This window comes from Neorhizobium sp. JUb45 (assembly GCF_004343585.1).
Classification (GTDB): domain Bacteria; phylum Pseudomonadota; class Alphaproteobacteria; order Rhizobiales; family Rhizobiaceae; genus Neorhizobium.
Genome location: NZ_SLYW01000001.1, coordinates 921,324 through 938,397, shown reverse-complemented (window position 1 = coordinate 938,397; position 17,074 = coordinate 921,324). Strand labels below are relative to the sequence as shown.

Genomic DNA, 17,074 nt, shown 5'->3' with positions numbered 1-17,074 from the left:
CCGGAACAGCAATGGCCACGCGGCATGACGACCAGCAGGTTGAAGAACCCACGCTTCGGGAAAAGGCTTACGAGAGCTTTACCCGGCACCTGCTGGCGCGTGACGTTCGGCCTGGCCAGTTCGTGTCGCAGCGCCGGCTTGTCGAACTGACCGGCCTGCCGCTCGGTGCCATCCGTGAACTGATCCCGCGGTTGGAGGCCGAGGGACTGATCAAGACGGTGCCGCAGCGAGGATTGCAGATCGCCCATATCGATCTGCATCTGATCCGGGAAGCCTTTCAGCTGCGCCTGTTTCTGGAGAAGGAGGCGGTCGCGCTGTTCGTGGCTTCGGCATCCGACGAACTGGTCGGCAGGATGATCGCCAAGCACCGCGAGCTTGCCGCAGCCGTTGCTGCCGGAAACGAGACGCCGGAACTGGAGGCGGAAGCGCAGGCGGTCGATTGGGGCATGCATGACGCTTTCATCGATGCGCTCGGCAACCGCATCATCTCGAATGTCTACCGCGTCAACTCGATCAAGATGCGGCTGATCAACCAGGAACGCTTTCGCATCAACGGCCGCGTCGCCTCGGTCATGGGCGAGCATATGACCGTTCTGGAAGCCATCGAGCGTCGTTCCGCCGAGGATGCGGTCGCAGCACTCGTCAAGCATATCGGACATGCGAGGGACCGCGCCCTCAGGATCTAGGACAAGCAGAATTTCAACGTTCATGAGCCGGGATGAGGAGATCCCGGTAAACCTTGGAGGAGGACATCATGACATCATCACTCTGGACCCCGACCCGCCGCAATTTTCTGGCAGGTTCCGCAGCGCTTAGTGCCGCAGGCCTTGTCGGCGCCCGCCCGGCATCTGCCGCAGTCGACTGGAAACGCTTTGCCGGCACAACGCTGGAAGTGAACCTCGTCAAAAGCCCGCGCGGCGAAATTCTCTTGAAATACCTGAAGGATTTCGAGGCGCTGACCGGCATCAAGGTCAACGCCGAAGCCACGCCCGAACAGCAGCAGCGCCAGAAGACCACGATCGAACTGTCATCCGGCCGCCCCAGCTTCGACGTCGTGCACCTGAGCTACCATGTGCAGAAACGCCAGTATGAAAAGGGCAAATGGCTGGCCGACCTTTCCGGTTTCTTCAAGGATCCGAGCCTCACCGACCCATCCATGGTCGAGGGCGACTTTGCCGAAGCCGGGCTGAAATTCGCCAAGGATGCCGATGGCACTTTGCGCTCCCTGCCCTTCTCCGTCGATTACTGGATCGTCTACTGGAACAAGGAACTGTTCGACGCCAAGGGCCTGAAATATCCGCAGAGTTTCGAGGAACTTGTTTCCACGGCGGAAGCACTGACGGACAAATCCACCAATACGTTCGGTTTCGTCGCGCGTGGGCTAAAAAATGCCAACACGCCGGTCTGGACCTCGCTGATGCTGGGTTACGGTGCGACCCCGATCGTCGATGGCAAGATCGCCAGCGATAGCAAGGAAGCCGTCGAAGCCGCAAAAATGTACCAGACGCTGATGACCAAGGCCGCCCCGGTCGGTGTCTCCGGCTTCAACTGGGCCGAGGCACAATCCGCCTTCCTGCAGGGCAAGGTCGGCATGTGGTTCGATGGCGTCGGTTTTGCCCCGCCGATCGAAAACCCGGAAAAATCCCGCGTCGTCGGCAAGACCGGCTACAGCGTCATCCCGAAGGGTCCGGCAGCGCAGGCCGCCGGCACGTTCGGCGATGGCCTCGGCGTCACCGCCGCCAGCACCAAGAAGGAAGCCGCCTACCTCTTCTGCCAATGGGCGATCTCCCATGAAATGGGGGCGCATCTGCTGCAGGCCGGCGCCGGCGTGCCGTATCGTCAGTCGATCCTCGACGACGCCAAGGTGCGCGAAGGCGTCACCATGCCGGGAGAATGGGTGGATGCCGTGGTTGCCTCCGGCAAGGTTTCGCAGCTGGCGCTGCCGGTCATCATCCCCGTCACCGAGTTCCGCGACATCTATGGCGTGGCGCTCACCAACATGATCGGCGGCGCAGATCCGGCAGCCGAGCTGAAAAAGGCCGGCGAACAGTTCGCACCGGTTCTGGCACGCAGCGAGGGATAATGGCTTCCGTGACCGTTGATACGACCGCGGCAGACGCCGTGACAGAAAAAGGGGTGAAGCCGCCAAGGCTTGCCCCCAATTACTGGCCCTTCGTCGTCCCGGCCCTGGTGGTCATCGGCGCAGTCATCGTTTTTCCCTGGGTGTTCACCCTCTGGATGAGCGTCAATTCCTGGACCTTGGGACAGGAGCAGACCTTCATCGGGCTGGACAACTATGTCCGGCTCGCGGGCGACATGCGGTTCTGGGAAAGCATGTGGCATACGGCGATCTACACCGTTCTATCGGTCGTGGCGCCGCTGTTTCTCGGAACGCTTGCCGCCCTCGTTTTCGACGGCCAGTTCCCGCTGCGCGGTTTTTTGCGCGGCGTGTTCGTCATGCCGATGATGGCGACCCCGGTCGCCATCGCGCTGGTCTGGACGATGATGTTCCACCCGCAGCTCGGCGTTCTCAACTATCTTCTGTCGCTGGTCGGCATCGGCGCGCAGGAATGGATCTATAACCAGTCGACGGTCATCCCGTCTCTGGTTCTGGTCGAGACCTGGCAATGGACACCGCTGATCATGCTGATCGTGCTCGGCGGTCTCGCCGCGGTTCCACGCGAACCTTACGAAAGTGCCGAAATCGACGGCGCCAATGCCTGGCAGAAGTTTCGGTACCTGACACTGCCGATGATCGCGCCCTTCCTGATGATCGCCGTCATCATTCGCTCCATCGATGCGGTCAAAAGCTTCGACATCATCTACGCGATGACGCAAGGGGGGCCCGGCACGGCGTCGGAAACCATCAACATCTACCTCTACAACACCGCCTTTGCCTATTACGACATCGGTTACGGATCGGCCATGGCCGTCGTGTTCTTCGTCGTCATCGTGGCGCTGTCCTTCGTGCTGATGATGGTTCGCGCCCGCACCAACTGGTCCGACATGGAGGACCGCTGATGACCTATCGTGTATGGAACCGTATCGGCCTGTTCTTCGCCGCTTTCATCATGATCTCGCCTGTCATCCTGTTCTTCATCTGGATGATCTCGCTATCGCTGAAATTCGAGATCGACAACGGCGCCTATCCGCCAATCCTGATCCCCGAACGCGTCGCCTGGTCGAATTACGCAAAGGTCTTCGAGGAGAACAACTTTCTTCTCTATTTCTGGAATTCGGTCCTCGTCACCGGAGCCGCCACGCTGCTCGCGTTGATCATCGGTGTGCCGGCCGGCTACGGCATCGCGCGGCTGAAGGCGGAGCGCGCCGCGATGGTCATCATGATCGCCCGCATGACGCCCGGCCTATCCTTCCTCATTCCGCTATTCCTGCTGTTCCAATGGATGAACCTGCTCGGGACGCTGCTGCCGCAGATCATCATCCATCTCGTCGTCACCGTGCCGATCGTCGTGTGGATCATGATAGGTTATTTCGAGACGACACCAAAGGAACTGGAAGAAGCCGCCAGCATAGACGGCGCCACCTCTTGGCAGGTTTTTCGCCTCGTGGCGCTGCCGATCGCCAAACCCGGCATCGTCGTCGCCTTCATCCTGGCGGTGATCTTCTCGTGGAACAATTTTGTCTTCGGCATCGTGCTCGCCAGCCGCGAGACCCGCACGCTACCGGTCGCCGTCTACAACATGCTGTCCTTCGAACAGGTCAGCTGGGGGCCGCTCGCCGCCGCCGCATTGATCGTCACCCTGCCGGTTCTGGTGCTGACCATGTTCGCACAGAAACAGATCGTCGCGGGCCTCACCGCCGGCGCGGTCAAGGGCGGCTGAAAACTCAATTGGAAATCGGGAGGATTTTCACCCATGGCTACAGTCAACATCCAGAACATCGAAAAGCGTTTTGGCGCCGTCGAAGTCATCAACGGTCTTAGCGTCGATATTGCCGATGGCGAATTCGTCGTCCTCGTTGGCCCATCCGGCTGCGGAAAATCCACGCTGCTGCGTATGGTCGCCGGTCTTGAGGAAATCTCGGGTGGTGCCATCCGCATCGGCCCGCGCGAGGTCTCGCACCTGCCGGCCCGCGACCGCGACATCGCCATGGTGTTTCAGAACTATGCGCTCTATCCGCACATGACGGTGGCCGACAACATGGCCTTCGCCTTGAAACTCAAGAAGGCCGATGCCACCGAGACCCGCCGCAAGGTGGAAAGCGCCGCCGCCATTCTCGGCCTCGAAAAACTGCTCGACCGTTACCCCCGTCAGCTTTCCGGCGGCCAGCGCCAGCGCGTCGCCATGGGCCGCGCGCTGGTGCGCGATCCGCAGGTGTTTCTGTTCGACGAACCGCTCTCCAACCTCGACGCCAAACTGCGCGTGCAGATGCGCGCCGAAATCAAGGCACTGCATCAGCGTATCGGCACGACGATCATCTACGTAACCCACGACCAGATCGAGGCGATGACCATGGCCGACAAGATCGTCGTGCTGCAGGATGGCCGTATCGAACAGGTCGGCGCGCCACTCGACCTCTACGACCGCCCCGCCAACCTCTTTGTCGCCGGCTTCATCGGCTCGCCGGCCATGAACTTCATCGATGGCAAGATCGAGGAAGGCGTGTTCCGCAGCGACAAGGGCCTCGTCCTGCCACTGCCGCCCGGCGCTGACACCGCCAAACTCGGCGGCCGCAAGCTGGTCTACGGCATCCGCCCGGAACATATCCGCGCCGATGCAAACGGCATTGCCGGCCGCGTCGATATCGTCGAAGGCACCGGCTCGGAAATCTTTGCCCGCGTGCTGAGCCACGACGAGCAGATCTCCTGCCTGTTCCGCGAACGCCTCGACATCCGCTTCGGCGACGATATCGGTGTTACGGTCGATGCCGGCAAGGCGCATCTGTTTGACAAGGCGAGTGGGGCGAGGGTGTGATGCTGGAACGGACAAGGGGCAATTTCCCGTGACCAGCCGCGCGCATTTCGCGCGCGGCCGTCATTGCGAAAGCGCAAAACCCGCTTCCCCCTGAACGCACAGGGGTCTTCCGGGCAGGTCACGAAACAGCATTCCGCTTCGTTTATTGCGCCTTCGCTCCCGTCACGTCTAAAAGTGACTCCACCGCGTGGCTATATGGATGCAGGACGGCCAGCGCCGGGTCTGCAGCATCCGGCTCTCCGTCGAGCATCCCATACGACAGGAGACATGACTTCATGAAAGCGGTAATTTATCACGAACCCGGCCCCCCCGATGTGTTGCACTACGAAGACATTGCCGATCCGGTCCCGGCCGATGACGAGGTTCTCATCAGGGTCGAGGCGATCAGCATCGAAGGTGGTGATCTGGCCGGCCGGCGCGATCTGACGCCGGGGAAAAACGAAGTGCCGGGTTATGCCGCCGCCGGTGAAATCGTCGGGCTCGGAAAGAACGTCACCAACTTTGCCATCGGCCAGAAGGTCACGACCTTCCATTGGAAAGGGTCGCATGCCGCACTGCGGGCAGCCCCGGCCCGTAACACATTTGCCATTCCGGATGGTCTCGACATTGGCGTCGCTTCGACCATTCCGGTCGGTCCCGGTACCGCTGCCTGGGCGCTGCATCTGGCGAAGGCCAAACCCGGTCAGACGGTTCTTGTCCTTGGTGCTGCCGGTGGCGTCGGTCTTGCGACCGTTCAGCTAGCCGCCGGGCTCGGCGCCCGTGTCATCGGCACCGGCACCCGGCCGGAATCGCTGGCACGCATTCGCGAATACGGCCTGAACGACGCAATAGTCGTCGGCGAAAAGACAGCCAGCGAGCAGATCCGAACCCTGCTCGGCGGCAATGAGGTCCATGTCATCATCGATACGATCGGCGGCGACGCCCTGGTCGATGCGCTCGGCGTTTTGAAGGATGGCGGCAATGCCGTGTTGATCGGCGTATTCGGCGGCCGCAACACGATGATCGATGCCGGCGACCTTCTGAAGCATCGAAAGACGGTCATCGGTTGCCTTCTCGGCCCGGAAATGGGCGATGAGGAACCACGCAGGCTGATCACCGAATTGTTCGAAATGGCAAAATCCGGCGATCTGAAAATTCCGATCGACGCCACTTTCCCGCTTACGGAAGCCGCAAAGGCACATCGTCGCGCGGAAGAACGCGGCCGTATCGGCCGTGTATTGATGACGCCCTGATTTTCAGCGGCAAAGGCATCGCGGATTTCGACGCTCGGAAACGATCAGCAGGAACCGCGATGCGCTCAATGTGTATTTGCATCGGGACCAGCGGCAGTTGACGACCAGCCGCCGCGGCCTCACCCCCCGAACACATGCACCTTCCCCGCCACACGCAGCCGCAGCCGATCCCCCTCGCCTAAAATATTCCGGCTCGGCAGGCTCAACCGCATCACAAACGGCTGCGGTCCTTCGGTGGTGATCGTCACATCATAACTCGGCCCACAGAAATCGATCTGCGAAGCAATCCCTGCAACGCCCTCGGCCCCCTCATGGAACGGCAGAACCTCGATCTGCTCCGGCCGCACCATGATTTCCGCTGTGCCCGACCTCGCACCGCCATCGACCGCCACACGGCCCAGCGCACACTCCGCGAAACCATCGGAAATCTCCGCCGGAAGCACGATCGCCTCCCCTAAAAACCGCGCCGTGGCCGCATCCACCGGCCGTGCATAGATGTCGCGTGGGCTGCCCACCTGCGCAAACTTTCCGCCGCGCATCACCGCCACCTGATCGGCGAAGGCCAAGGCTTCTGCCTGATCATGGGTGACGAGAATGGTGGTGATGCCGGCTGCCGCCAGCACCTCCGTCACCGCCCGCCGCGTTTGCGCGCGCAAACCCGTGTCGAGCGCGGAAAACGGCTCGTCCAGCAGCATCAACCGCGGTTTGCGGGCAAGCGCCCGCGCCAGCGCGACGCGCTGCTGCTGGCCGCCGGAAAGCTGTTCCGGCTTGCGCGACAGCATCGAGCGCTCCAGCCCCACCATGTCGATCAGTTCATCGATCAGGGCGTCGCGGCCGGCAAAATTCTTCTCCAGCCCGAAACCGATATTGTCGGACACCGTCAGATGCGGAAACAGGCTGCCATCCTGCGCCACCAGCCCGATGCCGCGTTTATGCGCCGGCACTTGCATCTGTTCATCCGCAAGAAGCACGCCATCCACTGTGATCGAACCACCATCGGGCACATCGAAACCGGCGATCATCCGCAGAAGCGTGGTCTTGCCGCAGCCGGACGGCCCGACGATCGCCGTGCGGCTGCCGGCGGCCACCGTCAGATCGACCCCATCGAGCGCCGCAACGCTGCCAAAATGCCTGCGCAGACCCCGTACCTGCAAAAATGTCATCGGCCTGCGATCTTTCTGGATTGATGATGGAGAAGCCATGTCATCGGCAGTGAAAACACCACCATCAGCAACGCATAAGGCGCGGCACCGGCATAATCGATCTCGCTCGACAGCGCCCAGAAGGCCATGGCGAGCGTGCGCGTGCCGTTCGGTGCCAGCATCTGTGTTGCCGTCAACTCGTTGAGGATACCGAGCGAGGTGAGCGCCATGCCGGCCGCAGCCCCCGGCGCCGCCAGTCGCACCGTGGTCGCCATCAGCGCCCGCGCCGGTGAGCGCCCGAGGCTGGCGGCTGCCTGTTCCAGCTCCACCGGCACCTGCGCGATGCTGGTTCTAAGGCTCACCAGCGCGCGCGGCAGGAACATGATGACATAGGCGAGCGTGATCGTCGCAACGGTCTGGTAAAGCGGCAGCGCCACCCGCACCGTCACGGTTACCAGCGCCAAGGCCACCACGACGCCCGGCATCGCACTCGCCAGATAATAACAGCTCTCCACCAGCCGGCTGGATCTGACCGGCCGGCGTACCGAAAGCCAGGCGATGGGCAACGCCGCCAGCACCGTGAAAAACCCGCCGATCACGCAGATCGTCAGCGTCTGCAAAAGCGCCAGCCCGATCTCGTCCATCCGCCAGATTGTTGCGCCGCCGGCAATCAGCCAGCGTGAGAGCGTATAGGCCGGAATGCCGAGCGCAAAGGCCGCGGTCAGCGCCGGCAGAGCCATCACCGCATAACGCCAGCGTCCCAGCCGCACCACGCCCGCCACCCGCGCCACGCCGGAGCCCAGCCGGGCATAACGGCTGCGTCCACGCAAAATAGCTTCGAACCCGATCAGCGCAAAACAGCACAGAACGAGCACCAGTGCCAGCATATGCGCGGCGACACCGTTATAGGTCGACTGGAACTGCTCAACGATCGCCGTCGTAAACGTGTCGAAGCGGATCATCGCAAACAACCCGTATTCGGCCAGTAGATGCAGACCCACCAGCAGCGCGCCGCCGCACAGCGAAAGCCGCAATTGCGGCAAAACCACCCGACGAAACACGCCAAGTGGCGAAAGCCCCAGTGATGACGCCTGATCCTCCAGCGCCGGATCGAGCAGGCGAAGCGCTGCGGCAACGGGCAGGTAGAGAAGAGGGAAATAGGCGGTGACGGAAATCGCCACGCCGGCGGGCAGGCCATGCAGGCCCGGCCACAGCCCGATCCAGGCATAGGAATGCACGAAGGCCGGCACGGCGAGCGGCGTGATGCACAGCCACGCCCACAGCCGCCTGCCCGGCATGTCGGTTCGCTCGGTCAGAAAAGCAAGCGCCACCGCCAGCACGGCACAGATCGGCACGGTTATCGACACGAGAAGCACGGTGTTGGTGAGTAGCGCGCCGACACGCGGCCGCGCGATCAGCTTATAGGCCATCTCCGGGCCGGTCGCGATGGTCGCCCAGATCACGAAACCGAGCGGCACAAGCGCCAGCAGCGCCACCACGACGGCGATCAAAAACGTCCATGACGACGCACCGAGGCGATGCCTGTGTCGAGCCAGAGGGACTGCGATATCTGAAACGGATGACGTCATGGCCAGCCTGAAAAGGGCGGGAGGGAAAAACGGCTGTCGCGCCTCAAAAAATCCCCGCCTCGGTCATCAGGTCGGTCACTTGCGCATTGTTGAGCGTCGATGGCTCCACTTTTGGCGCGTCGAGCTCGGCCAGCGGCACCAGCGCCTTGTTGGAGGCTTGGCCCTTGCCCACCGCATATTCGAAGAATGTGCCATCGCGCAAAACCCGCTGGCCACCTTCACCGGTCAGCCATTCCAGAAAGGCCTGCGCCTGCTCCTTGTGTTTGGAGGATTTCAAAATGCCGCCGCCGGAAATCGAAACGAAGGCGCCCGGATCCTGCCCCTTGAAATAATGCAGGCCGACATTGTTGCTGTTCTCGCCGGTCTTGGCCTGATCGCCAAAATAATAATAGTGGTAGATCAGCGCGCCCTCCACCTCCCCGGCATTGACTGCCTTCATGGCGATCGAATTACCCTTGTAGGCGGTGTAATTGGCCTGCATGCCCTCCAGCCAGTTTTCCGTCGTGTCCCTGCCCTTCAACTGCAACAAGGCACCGACAATCGCCTGAAAATCGGCCCCCGAAGGTGAGGCCGCCCAGCGCCCCTTCCATTCCGGCGTGGCGAGGTCGAGCATGGATTTCGGCAGCTTGTCTGCGGAAAGTTTCGTCTTGTCATAGGCAAACACGGTCGAGCGCGCCGCCACCCCGATCCAGTGACCGTTAGACGGCCTGAATTGTTCGGGCACCTGCGCCAGCGTATCGGCGGCAACAGGCTCGAAAAGGCCTTTGCCATCCACCAGCGCCATGGCCGGCGAGTTTTCGGTCAGAAAAACGTCTGCCGGAGAGTTTTCCCCCTCCTGCACGATCTGGTTGGCGAATTCCATGTCGGAGCCGTTGCGGATGGTCACGACAATGCCGGTATCCTCCTTGAACGCCTCCGCCCATTCCTTCGTCAGCCCCTCGTGCTGTGCATTGTAGATGGTGATCGCATCGGCCACCTGGGCATGGGCCGGCGGAGCAAAAACGGAAACCGCCAGCGCGCTGGCACCGGCGAGAAGGGCAACGGAATTTCTCAAGAAAACATCCTCCAGGACACCCCGCGAAACAGAGATCGCAGCCGCACTGTTCTATTGAAAGGCGAGGATGGCCGTCAAGTTTTGGATCGCGCCCGCCAAGCTGCACACGAAAAAGGGCCCGCAAGCGGACCCTCTCCCATCATTCACATCCGAGGTAAAAACCTCAGTCGTCCAGACCGGAACCCTGCGGCCCGCGACCATCACCGATGATCTCGCGTTTGCCGACATGGTTGGCCGGGCCAACCAGACCTTCCTGTTCCATGCGTTCCACCAGCGACGCGGCGCGGTTATACCCCACCGACAGACGGCGCTGGATATAGGAGGTCGAGCATTTGCGATCCTTCAGAACGACCTTGACGGCCTTTTCGTAAAGATCGTCGCCGCCGTCCTCGGCACCCATGGCACCTTTGTCGAACACGGCTTCGTCAGTCGCCTCGTCGGCGCCGCCCTCTTCCTCGTCCTCGGTCACGGTGCCGAGATATTCCGGACGGCCCTGAAGCTTCAGGTGCTTGACCACATGTTCGACCTCGGCATCCGAGACGAACGGACCATGCACACGCGAAATGCGTCCACCGCCGGCCATATGCAGCATGTCGCCCTGGCCGAGCAGGTTTTCCGCGCCCTGTTCGCCCAGAATGGTGCGGCTGTCGATCTTCGACGTCACCTGGAAGGAGATGCGCGTCGGGAAGTTTGCCTTGATCGTGCCGGTAATGACATCGACCGAGGGACGCTGCGTCGCCATGATCACATGGATACCGGCGGCACGCGCCATCTGCGCCAGACGCTGAACGGCACCTTCGATTTCCTTGCCAGCCACCATCATCAGGTCGGCCATCTCGTCGATGATGACAACGATATAAGGCATCGGCGCGAGGTCCATCTCCTGTTCCTCGTAGACGATCTCGCCATTGTGGCGGTCGAACCCGACCTGCACGTTGACCTTGATCACCTCGCCGGCCTCACGCGCCGCAGCGGCGCGCTGGTTGTAACCGTCGATATTGCGAACGGCGAGACGCGACATCTTGCGATAACGGTCTTCCATCTCGCGCACAGCCCATTTCAGCGCGAGAACTGCCTTCTTGGGGTCTGTGACGACCGGCGTCAGCAGGTGCGGGATGCCGTCATAAACCGACAGTTCCAGCATTTTGGGATCGATCATGATCAGGCGGCATTCTTCCGGGCGCAGCCGGTAGAGAAGCGACAGGATCATCGTGTTGATGGCAACGGACTTGCCCGAACCGGTCGTGCCGGCCACCAGCAGATGCGGCATCTTTGCGAGTTCGGCGATGACCGGCTCGCCACCGATCGTCTTGCCGAGGCAAAGCGCGAGGCGATGTTTGGTTTCCCAGTAATCCTCGCACTCGATCAGTTCGCGGAAGAACACGGTTTCGCGCACGGCATTCGGCAGTTCGATACCGATGACATTGCGGCCGGGCACGACGGCGACGCGAGCAGACAGTGCCGACATCGAACGGGCGATATCGTCTGCGAGGCCGATGACGCGGGAAGACTTCACACCCGGTGCCGGTTCGAATTCATAAAGCGTGACGACCGGACCGGGACGCACGTCGATGATCTCGCCCTTGACGCCAAAATCTTCGAGAATGCTTTCGAGAAGGCCGGCGCTCTGCTGCAGCGCGTCGGGCTGCATGGCCTGACCACGCTCGCCGCGCGGTTCCTGCAACAGGCTGATCGGCGGAAACTCGTATTCGGCAAGGCTCGGACGCACGGTCTGCGCACGGGCCGGCGTGGCGGCCGGAACGGTGATGGTCACATTGCTCGGCGTCGGAACCGGTGCAGCAACAGCCGCCTGAGCCGTTTCAACCGCAGCCTGGACTGCGGCAACCTCGGTCACCGTCTCCACCACCGGGGCAGCAGGCGTCGGCTCGGCAGCCGGAATGATCGGCGCCGCATAAGCCGGCACACCGAAAGCAGAACCGCCAAAAGCAGAACCGCCAAAAGCATGCGCACCGAAGGAAGGGCCGCCAAACGAAGGTCCACCGAAAGCAGGTGCCGCGCTGAAGGCCGTCACGGCGGGAGCGGCAACCGGTTCGGCGGCAACCGGCGCCGGCTGCACGAAAGCCGTCGTCCGGGTGAGCGGCGAATGCGTTGCCACCGGCGTTGCGACGGCGGAAACCATCGGCTGCAGCATGGCTGCGGCCTGCATAGCACCGGCGCGCATCATCGGATGCGCATTGGCAACAATCGGCGCCACAGGCACGGCCTGCTGGTTGGCGGGCACGGGCATGGGCATCGCTGGCGCAGGTGTGGCCTGCACGGTCGGCTGCGTCGCATGGCTTACCGGGCCTTCGATCGCCGCCTGCAGAAGCGGCGGCAGCGACTGCAGTTCGGCAGCAACTTCGGCGTGCCTGGCAGTCGCCACTTCGTGGTAGAGCGCAACGACCGAACCCGCAGGTGCATAAAAACGCTTGGAGTTCAGCAGCATCAGCATTTCCGGCGCCATCACGGGCTTTGCCGGCTGTGGTGTCTGCACGATCACCGGCAGCGGTGCCGCAGCAACCGGCTTTTCCACCGGCGTGGCGATCTGGTGGCCATGCAACGCATCCGACATCGGCGGGATTTCGGCGACATCGAACGGCATCATTTCCCAGAAGGCGAAATCGGAAACGGCAACTGGCGCCGCCGTCTGTTCCGTTGCAGCTTCAGCCTGCGGTACCGTTACGGCAGCAACGGGCGCGACAGCCATCGGCGCCACATCGTTTGCCACCAGCGAACCGGCCGGGGTCGGCATGCTCTGCACGAGGCCGCGACGCATGGCGGCGGCCAGCTGCTGCAATCCGGCAATCGTATCGACCGAACCGCTGGACGAGAATTTCGGATGCATCGCAGGCGTCTGCGGCGCTACTGCGACATATCCATCAAAACCATCCGGCATCAGGATCGAGGGCGCGGCGACGGGCGCAGTGGTGGCGACCATCTGCTGCACATCGGCCTGCGCCGGACCCTGAGCCGGGACCTGCTGGGACGCAGGGATCTGGGAAACGGGACCACTGATCGGCGTCATCGGCACCGGCGTCGTGACAGCCGCAGCAACGGGACCGGAGACCGCGGGCACACGCCGCGGCACGATCAGCGGTGAACCCGTTCTGGGCAGAGAATTGCGAAACGCTTCCGCCGCGGCAGCCTTTGCGGCCACCTCGGCAGCCAGCCGTTCAGCTTCGCCGTCCACGACCGGAGCGGCAGCGACCTTGCGGGCAGCGTGTTCGCCTGCACCTTCGATCGAAAGCTGGGCATAGGCATCCGGCATCACGGCCGCCGCCGGCTCATGCGCATCGGCATGGCGCAGCGACAGAGCCGTTTCCGGGGTACGGGTAAACCGCACATTCGGCGCCAGACGAAACGCCTGCTGCCAGGCCTCATCCTCCTTGGCGCGTGCGGCATCGGCAGAAGCCGTCGCTGCAGCAGCAGCGGCCTGCCGCGCCTGTGCGGAGAGCTGAACCGGCGCCTGCATGCGGGCCAGAAGATCTTTGCGCGCCTGGGCTGCCGCATAGACCGCCTCCCGCTCCGCCAAGGACGTTGCGGTTTCCACGGGCTGCGATCCGCCGTCCTCGGCGATGTCTTTTTCGTTTTTCTGGGATGGATTTGTACGAGAAAACTGCATGGGCACCGAACGAAGGACAGGAGGGGCACGAACGGATAAGAGATAGAAAATAAAGGTTAACAGGTCCTTTCGGACACCCCTCGTCGTGCCATCCCGGCACCCCTCAAAGCATGAGGAAATCTACCCTATTCGTCACGCATGCATCTGATTTCGTTGACACAAAACAGGTCAAAAAATCATTCTACGAAACTCGGTCAGGTAAACGCCGCCCTCAGCGCTCGGCGTAGTCGGAGCGCACGATGCCATAGCGCTGCAGCTTGTCGTAAAACGTCTTTCGCGGGATCTTCAGGGCCGCAATCGTCTGCTGCACATTGCCGCCGAAAGAGGTCAGCGTGTCGCGGATGATCTCCGCCTCGTGCGCGTCGACCCGTTCGGGCAAGGACATAATTGTGCCCCCTCCCCTCTCCGAACTGGCACCGCCCGAGAGCGGTACCGGCTCCAGCCCCAGCGTGATGCGTTCGGCAAAATGCGAAAGCTCGCGCACATTGCCCGGCCAATGGTGATCGGCAAGATAGCGCGTGACGGCGTCGGACATGGCCGGCACATCGCGCGAAAAGCGCCGCGCCGCTTTCTCGGCAAAATAGTGAAACAGCAGGACGATATCCTCACGCCGCTCCCGCAGCGGCGGGATAGACAAGGACACCACGTTCAGCCGGTAATAAAGATCCTCGCGAAAGCTCGCCCGCTGCCCCGGATCACCGAGATCCACCTTGGCCGCCGCCACCACGCGCAGATCGACCGGCCTTATATCGTTGGTGCCGAGTGGCGCCACCTCGCGCATTTCCAGCACACGCAGCATGCGCACCTGCGTCGACATCGGCATGCTCTCGATCTCGTCGAGGAACAGCGTGCCGCCATCGGCATGCTCGATGCGTCCGACGCGCTTCTTCTGCGCCCCGGTAAAGGCACCCGGCTCGTGGCCAAAAAGCTCGCTCTCGATGATCTGTTCCGGCAAGGCGCCGCAGTTCAGCGCCACAAAATGCCCCTGCGCACGCCTGCCCCATTGATGCAGCAGGCTGGCGACCACTTCCTTGCCGCTGCCGGTTTCTCCCGTCACCAGCACGTCAACATCGGTATCGGCGATCTGCTTCAGCGTCTGGCGCAGCCGCACCATGACGGGCGTCTGGCCCAGCAGCTGCGGCCCCGCCCCACCTTCCGCCGCCACCTGTCGCAGATGGCGATTCTCCATCGTCAGCCGGCGTTTTTCAGCAGCCCGGCGAATACATTGTATCAACCGATCGGTGGCAAACGGTTTGGCGATAAAATCATAGACCCCGTCCTGAATGGCCTTCACCGCCATCGGGATATCACCGTGCCCGGTCATCAGGATCACCGGCAGTTCCGCATCCATATCCCGCACGCGCTCAAAGAGTTCCAGACCATCCAATCCCGGCATGCGGATATCCGAAACGATGACACCTTCGAACCCGGCATCAAGCCGCGACAGCGCGTCGGCAGCGGAGGTAAACAGCGCCGCCTCGAAACCCGCCAGCTCAAGCGTCTGTGCGGTGGCGCGCAACAGATCGGCGTCATCATCGATAAGGAAAACCTTCTCCGTCCTGCTCATGGTTTTTCCTCTTCAATCAAATCGTCCACCACCGCTCGCGCCAGAAACACGGTGAAACAGGTATGGCCCGGCGCGCTTTCCACCTCGATGCGGCCGCCATAATCGGAAACGATATCCTTGGAGATCACCAGCCCGAGCCCCAGACCGCGATCCTTGGAAGAATTGAACGGCTCGAACATCGCCGCCAGAATTTTTTCCGGCACACCCGGCCCATTGTCGGAGACGCGGATCGCCACACGCTCACCCGCGACTTCGGTGGTCACAGTGATATGGGCGTCACCCTGCCCTTCAACTGCTTCAAGCGCATTGAGGATGAGATTGATAAAAACCTGCTCCAGCCGCAGCCGGCTGCCCATCACTGCAAGACCTTGCGGCGGCGGAAAGATCGTCAACGTATCCAGTCGCCCGGTAAAACGACTGCGCACCAGCATCAGCGCACCATCAAAAACGTCCTGCAGCAGAACCGGAACCGCTTCCGAGCGCCCTTTTCGAGAAAGCGCCTTCAAGTCTTCGGTAATCGCACCGATCCGCTCCGTCAGCGCTGCAATCAGGCCAAGATTTTCCACCGCATTTTCAGTTTTCCCACGCGCTAGAAAAACCTTGGAATTGTCCGCATAGGCGCGGATGGTCGCCACTGGCTGGTTGATTTCATGCGCCACGCCAGCCGCCACCTGCCCCAGGATCGCCAGCCGGTTGGCTTGCACCAGATCCTGTTGCACCGCCTGCAATTTGCGATCGGTCGCCTCGTGGTCGGTGATCTCTGCCTGCAGCCGGTCGCGCGCCAGACTGAGATCGATGGTGCGCGCCGCCACCCGCTCTTCCAGCTCCTCGCGCGCCCGCTGTTCACGGGCAATCGTCATCACCGTCACCTGACGGCGCCGCAACAGCAGCCCCGCCAGCGCCACCAGCGCGACCCAGCCCAGAAGCGCCGTCAGCCGCGCCTCGCGCATGGCGTCGGCAAGCGGCAGCCGGATCGGCATCAGGTATTCAAACCGCCACGGCGTCGAGGCGATTGCCGCAGTGATGCGCAAAAAGTCCTGCGGGCCCGCCTCGCCCGGCATCACTGCCCACATGGTCGCGGCCGCGTCGCCCACCATCTTTTCGCGCGAGAATGGCAAAGGCAGAAGCGGCGCATCGCCGAATTGCAGGCTTTCCCTGATAGCGCCGAGATCTTCCGGATGCAGCGGCTGCGTCGTCATGAACCGCCAGGACGGCACGCTCGAAACCAGCACGACATGGTTGGTATCAACCACGTAGGAAGGCCGGCCGGAATTGCGCCACTCAGCCTCCAGCTGGTCGAACTCCATCTTGGCGACCACCACGCCGAGCGGCGCATCAACCGGCCCCACCCGCTGTGATATATAAAGCCCCGGCCGCTTGCTGACGCTGCCGAGTGCAAAATGTTCGGCGGAACCATCCTTCATCGCCCCGGAAAAATAGGCGCGAAACGCATAGTCGTTGCCGACAAAGCTGGTCGGTTCGCGCCAGTTGCTGGAAGCAATCGCAATACCGTCGAGCCCGACCACATAGATGACCGAGGCGTTGGTCTGCACCACCAGATCTTCCAGCTTGGCATCCAGCAACTCGCGCCGCTCCGTCGAACGTGATCCGTTCGGATCGGTCAGAGCATCGCGCACATCGCGGTCACCGGCCAGCAGCAGCGGCAGCGCCCGCGGCCGCTCCAGCGAGGCGCGCAGCAGCGCCACCTTCAGGTCCGCCTCGGTGCGCCCCTGACGCTCCAGCCCGGCCAGCGCCGAAACCTTGCTGTAATGCTCGACGACTAGCCCCAACGCGAGACCGAAACACAGAGCGGAAACGGCAAAAATGGCCCATGCCCGGCGGAACTGTCGGCGCAACATGGTCTCGGTCTCGAAGCGGACTTGTTTTGACATGCCGCAAATGAGCATGAATTCGCACAGTCATCAACAGAAAGT

12 protein-coding genes are annotated in these 17,074 nt (G+C 62.3%); 6 read left to right on the top strand and 6 right to left on the bottom strand.

From position 1 onward, the window contains the following. Positions 1–11: 11 nt before the first annotated feature. From EDF70_RS04525 to EDF70_RS04500, 6 genes are all read left to right on the top strand, one after another. A complete protein-coding gene (locus EDF70_RS04525; RefSeq protein ID WP_132272116.1) occupies positions 12–686 on the top strand; it encodes a GntR family transcriptional regulator in 675 nt (224 codons plus the stop codon). Between the two features lie 68 nt (positions 687–754). Further along, complete coding sequence (locus EDF70_RS04520; protein WP_132272115.1) at positions 755–2,083, top strand: sugar ABC transporter substrate-binding protein; 1,329 nt, start codon at positions 755–757, stop codon at positions 2,081–2,083. Then, positions 2,083–3,021, top strand: coding sequence for a sugar ABC transporter permease (locus tag EDF70_RS04515; RefSeq protein WP_132272114.1), 939 nt, complete (start codon positions 2,083–2,085; stop codon positions 3,019–3,021). The genes EDF70_RS04520 and EDF70_RS04515 overlap by 1 nt, the downstream gene beginning before the upstream one ends. Further along, positions 3,021–3,842 carry a carbohydrate ABC transporter permease gene (locus EDF70_RS04510; protein ID WP_132272113.1) on the top strand — a complete coding sequence of 274 codons (822 nt, stop codon included), beginning with the start codon at positions 3,021–3,023 and terminating at the stop codon, positions 3,840–3,842. The genes EDF70_RS04515 and EDF70_RS04510 overlap by 1 nt, the downstream gene beginning before the upstream one ends. A 33-nt stretch (positions 3,843–3,875) precedes the next feature. Further along, positions 3,876–4,934 carry a sn-glycerol-3-phosphate ABC transporter ATP-binding protein UgpC gene (ugpC, locus tag EDF70_RS04505; RefSeq protein ID WP_132272112.1) on the top strand — a complete coding sequence of 353 codons (1,059 nt, stop codon included), beginning with the start codon at positions 3,876–3,878 and terminating at the stop codon, positions 4,932–4,934. A gap of 275 nt (positions 4,935–5,209) precedes the next feature. Further along, positions 5,210–6,166 carry a zinc-binding alcohol dehydrogenase family protein gene (locus EDF70_RS04500; RefSeq protein WP_132272111.1) on the top strand — a complete coding sequence of 319 codons (957 nt, stop codon included), beginning with the start codon at positions 5,210–5,212 and terminating at the stop codon, positions 6,164–6,166. Between the two features lie 119 nt (positions 6,167–6,285). Here EDF70_RS04500 and EDF70_RS04495 read toward each other — a convergent pair whose 3' ends face one another. The 6 genes from EDF70_RS04495 to EDF70_RS04470 all read right to left on the bottom strand — a co-directional run bounded on the left by EDF70_RS04495 (position 6,286) and on the right by EDF70_RS04470 (position 17,032). Continuing rightward, entirely contained in the window at positions 6,286–7,329 is a 1,044-nt protein-coding gene (locus tag EDF70_RS04495; RefSeq protein ID WP_132272110.1) for an ABC transporter ATP-binding protein, read from the bottom strand. Then, positions 7,326–8,897: an iron ABC transporter permease gene (locus EDF70_RS04490; RefSeq protein ID WP_132272109.1), complete on the bottom strand. Its 1,572-nt coding sequence runs from the start codon at positions 8,895–8,897 to the stop codon at positions 7,326–7,328. Before EDF70_RS04490 ends, EDF70_RS04495 begins: the two co-directional genes overlap by 4 nt. A gap of 43 nt (positions 8,898–8,940) precedes the next feature. Further along, a complete protein-coding gene (locus EDF70_RS04485) occupies positions 8,941–9,951 on the bottom strand; it encodes an iron ABC transporter substrate-binding protein (protein WP_132272108.1) in 1,011 nt (336 codons plus the stop codon). A 163-nt stretch (positions 9,952–10,114) separates the two neighbouring features. Next, positions 10,115–13,501: a DNA translocase FtsK gene (locus EDF70_RS04480; protein ID WP_348639707.1), complete on the bottom strand. Its 3,387-nt coding sequence runs from the start codon at positions 13,499–13,501 to the stop codon at positions 10,115–10,117. A gap of 283 nt (positions 13,502–13,784) precedes the next feature. Further along, positions 13,785–15,140, bottom strand: a complete 1,356-nt coding sequence (locus EDF70_RS04475) for a sigma-54 dependent transcriptional regulator (RefSeq protein ID WP_132272107.1) — start codon at positions 15,138–15,140, stop codon at positions 13,785–13,787. Beyond that, positions 15,137–17,032 (bottom strand): ATP-binding protein, encoded by a 1,896-nt coding sequence (locus tag EDF70_RS04470; RefSeq protein WP_207908215.1) that lies wholly within the window; start codon positions 17,030–17,032, stop codon positions 15,137–15,139. The genes EDF70_RS04475 and EDF70_RS04470 overlap by 4 nt, the downstream gene beginning before the upstream one ends. Positions 17,033–17,074: the final 42 nt, after the last annotated feature.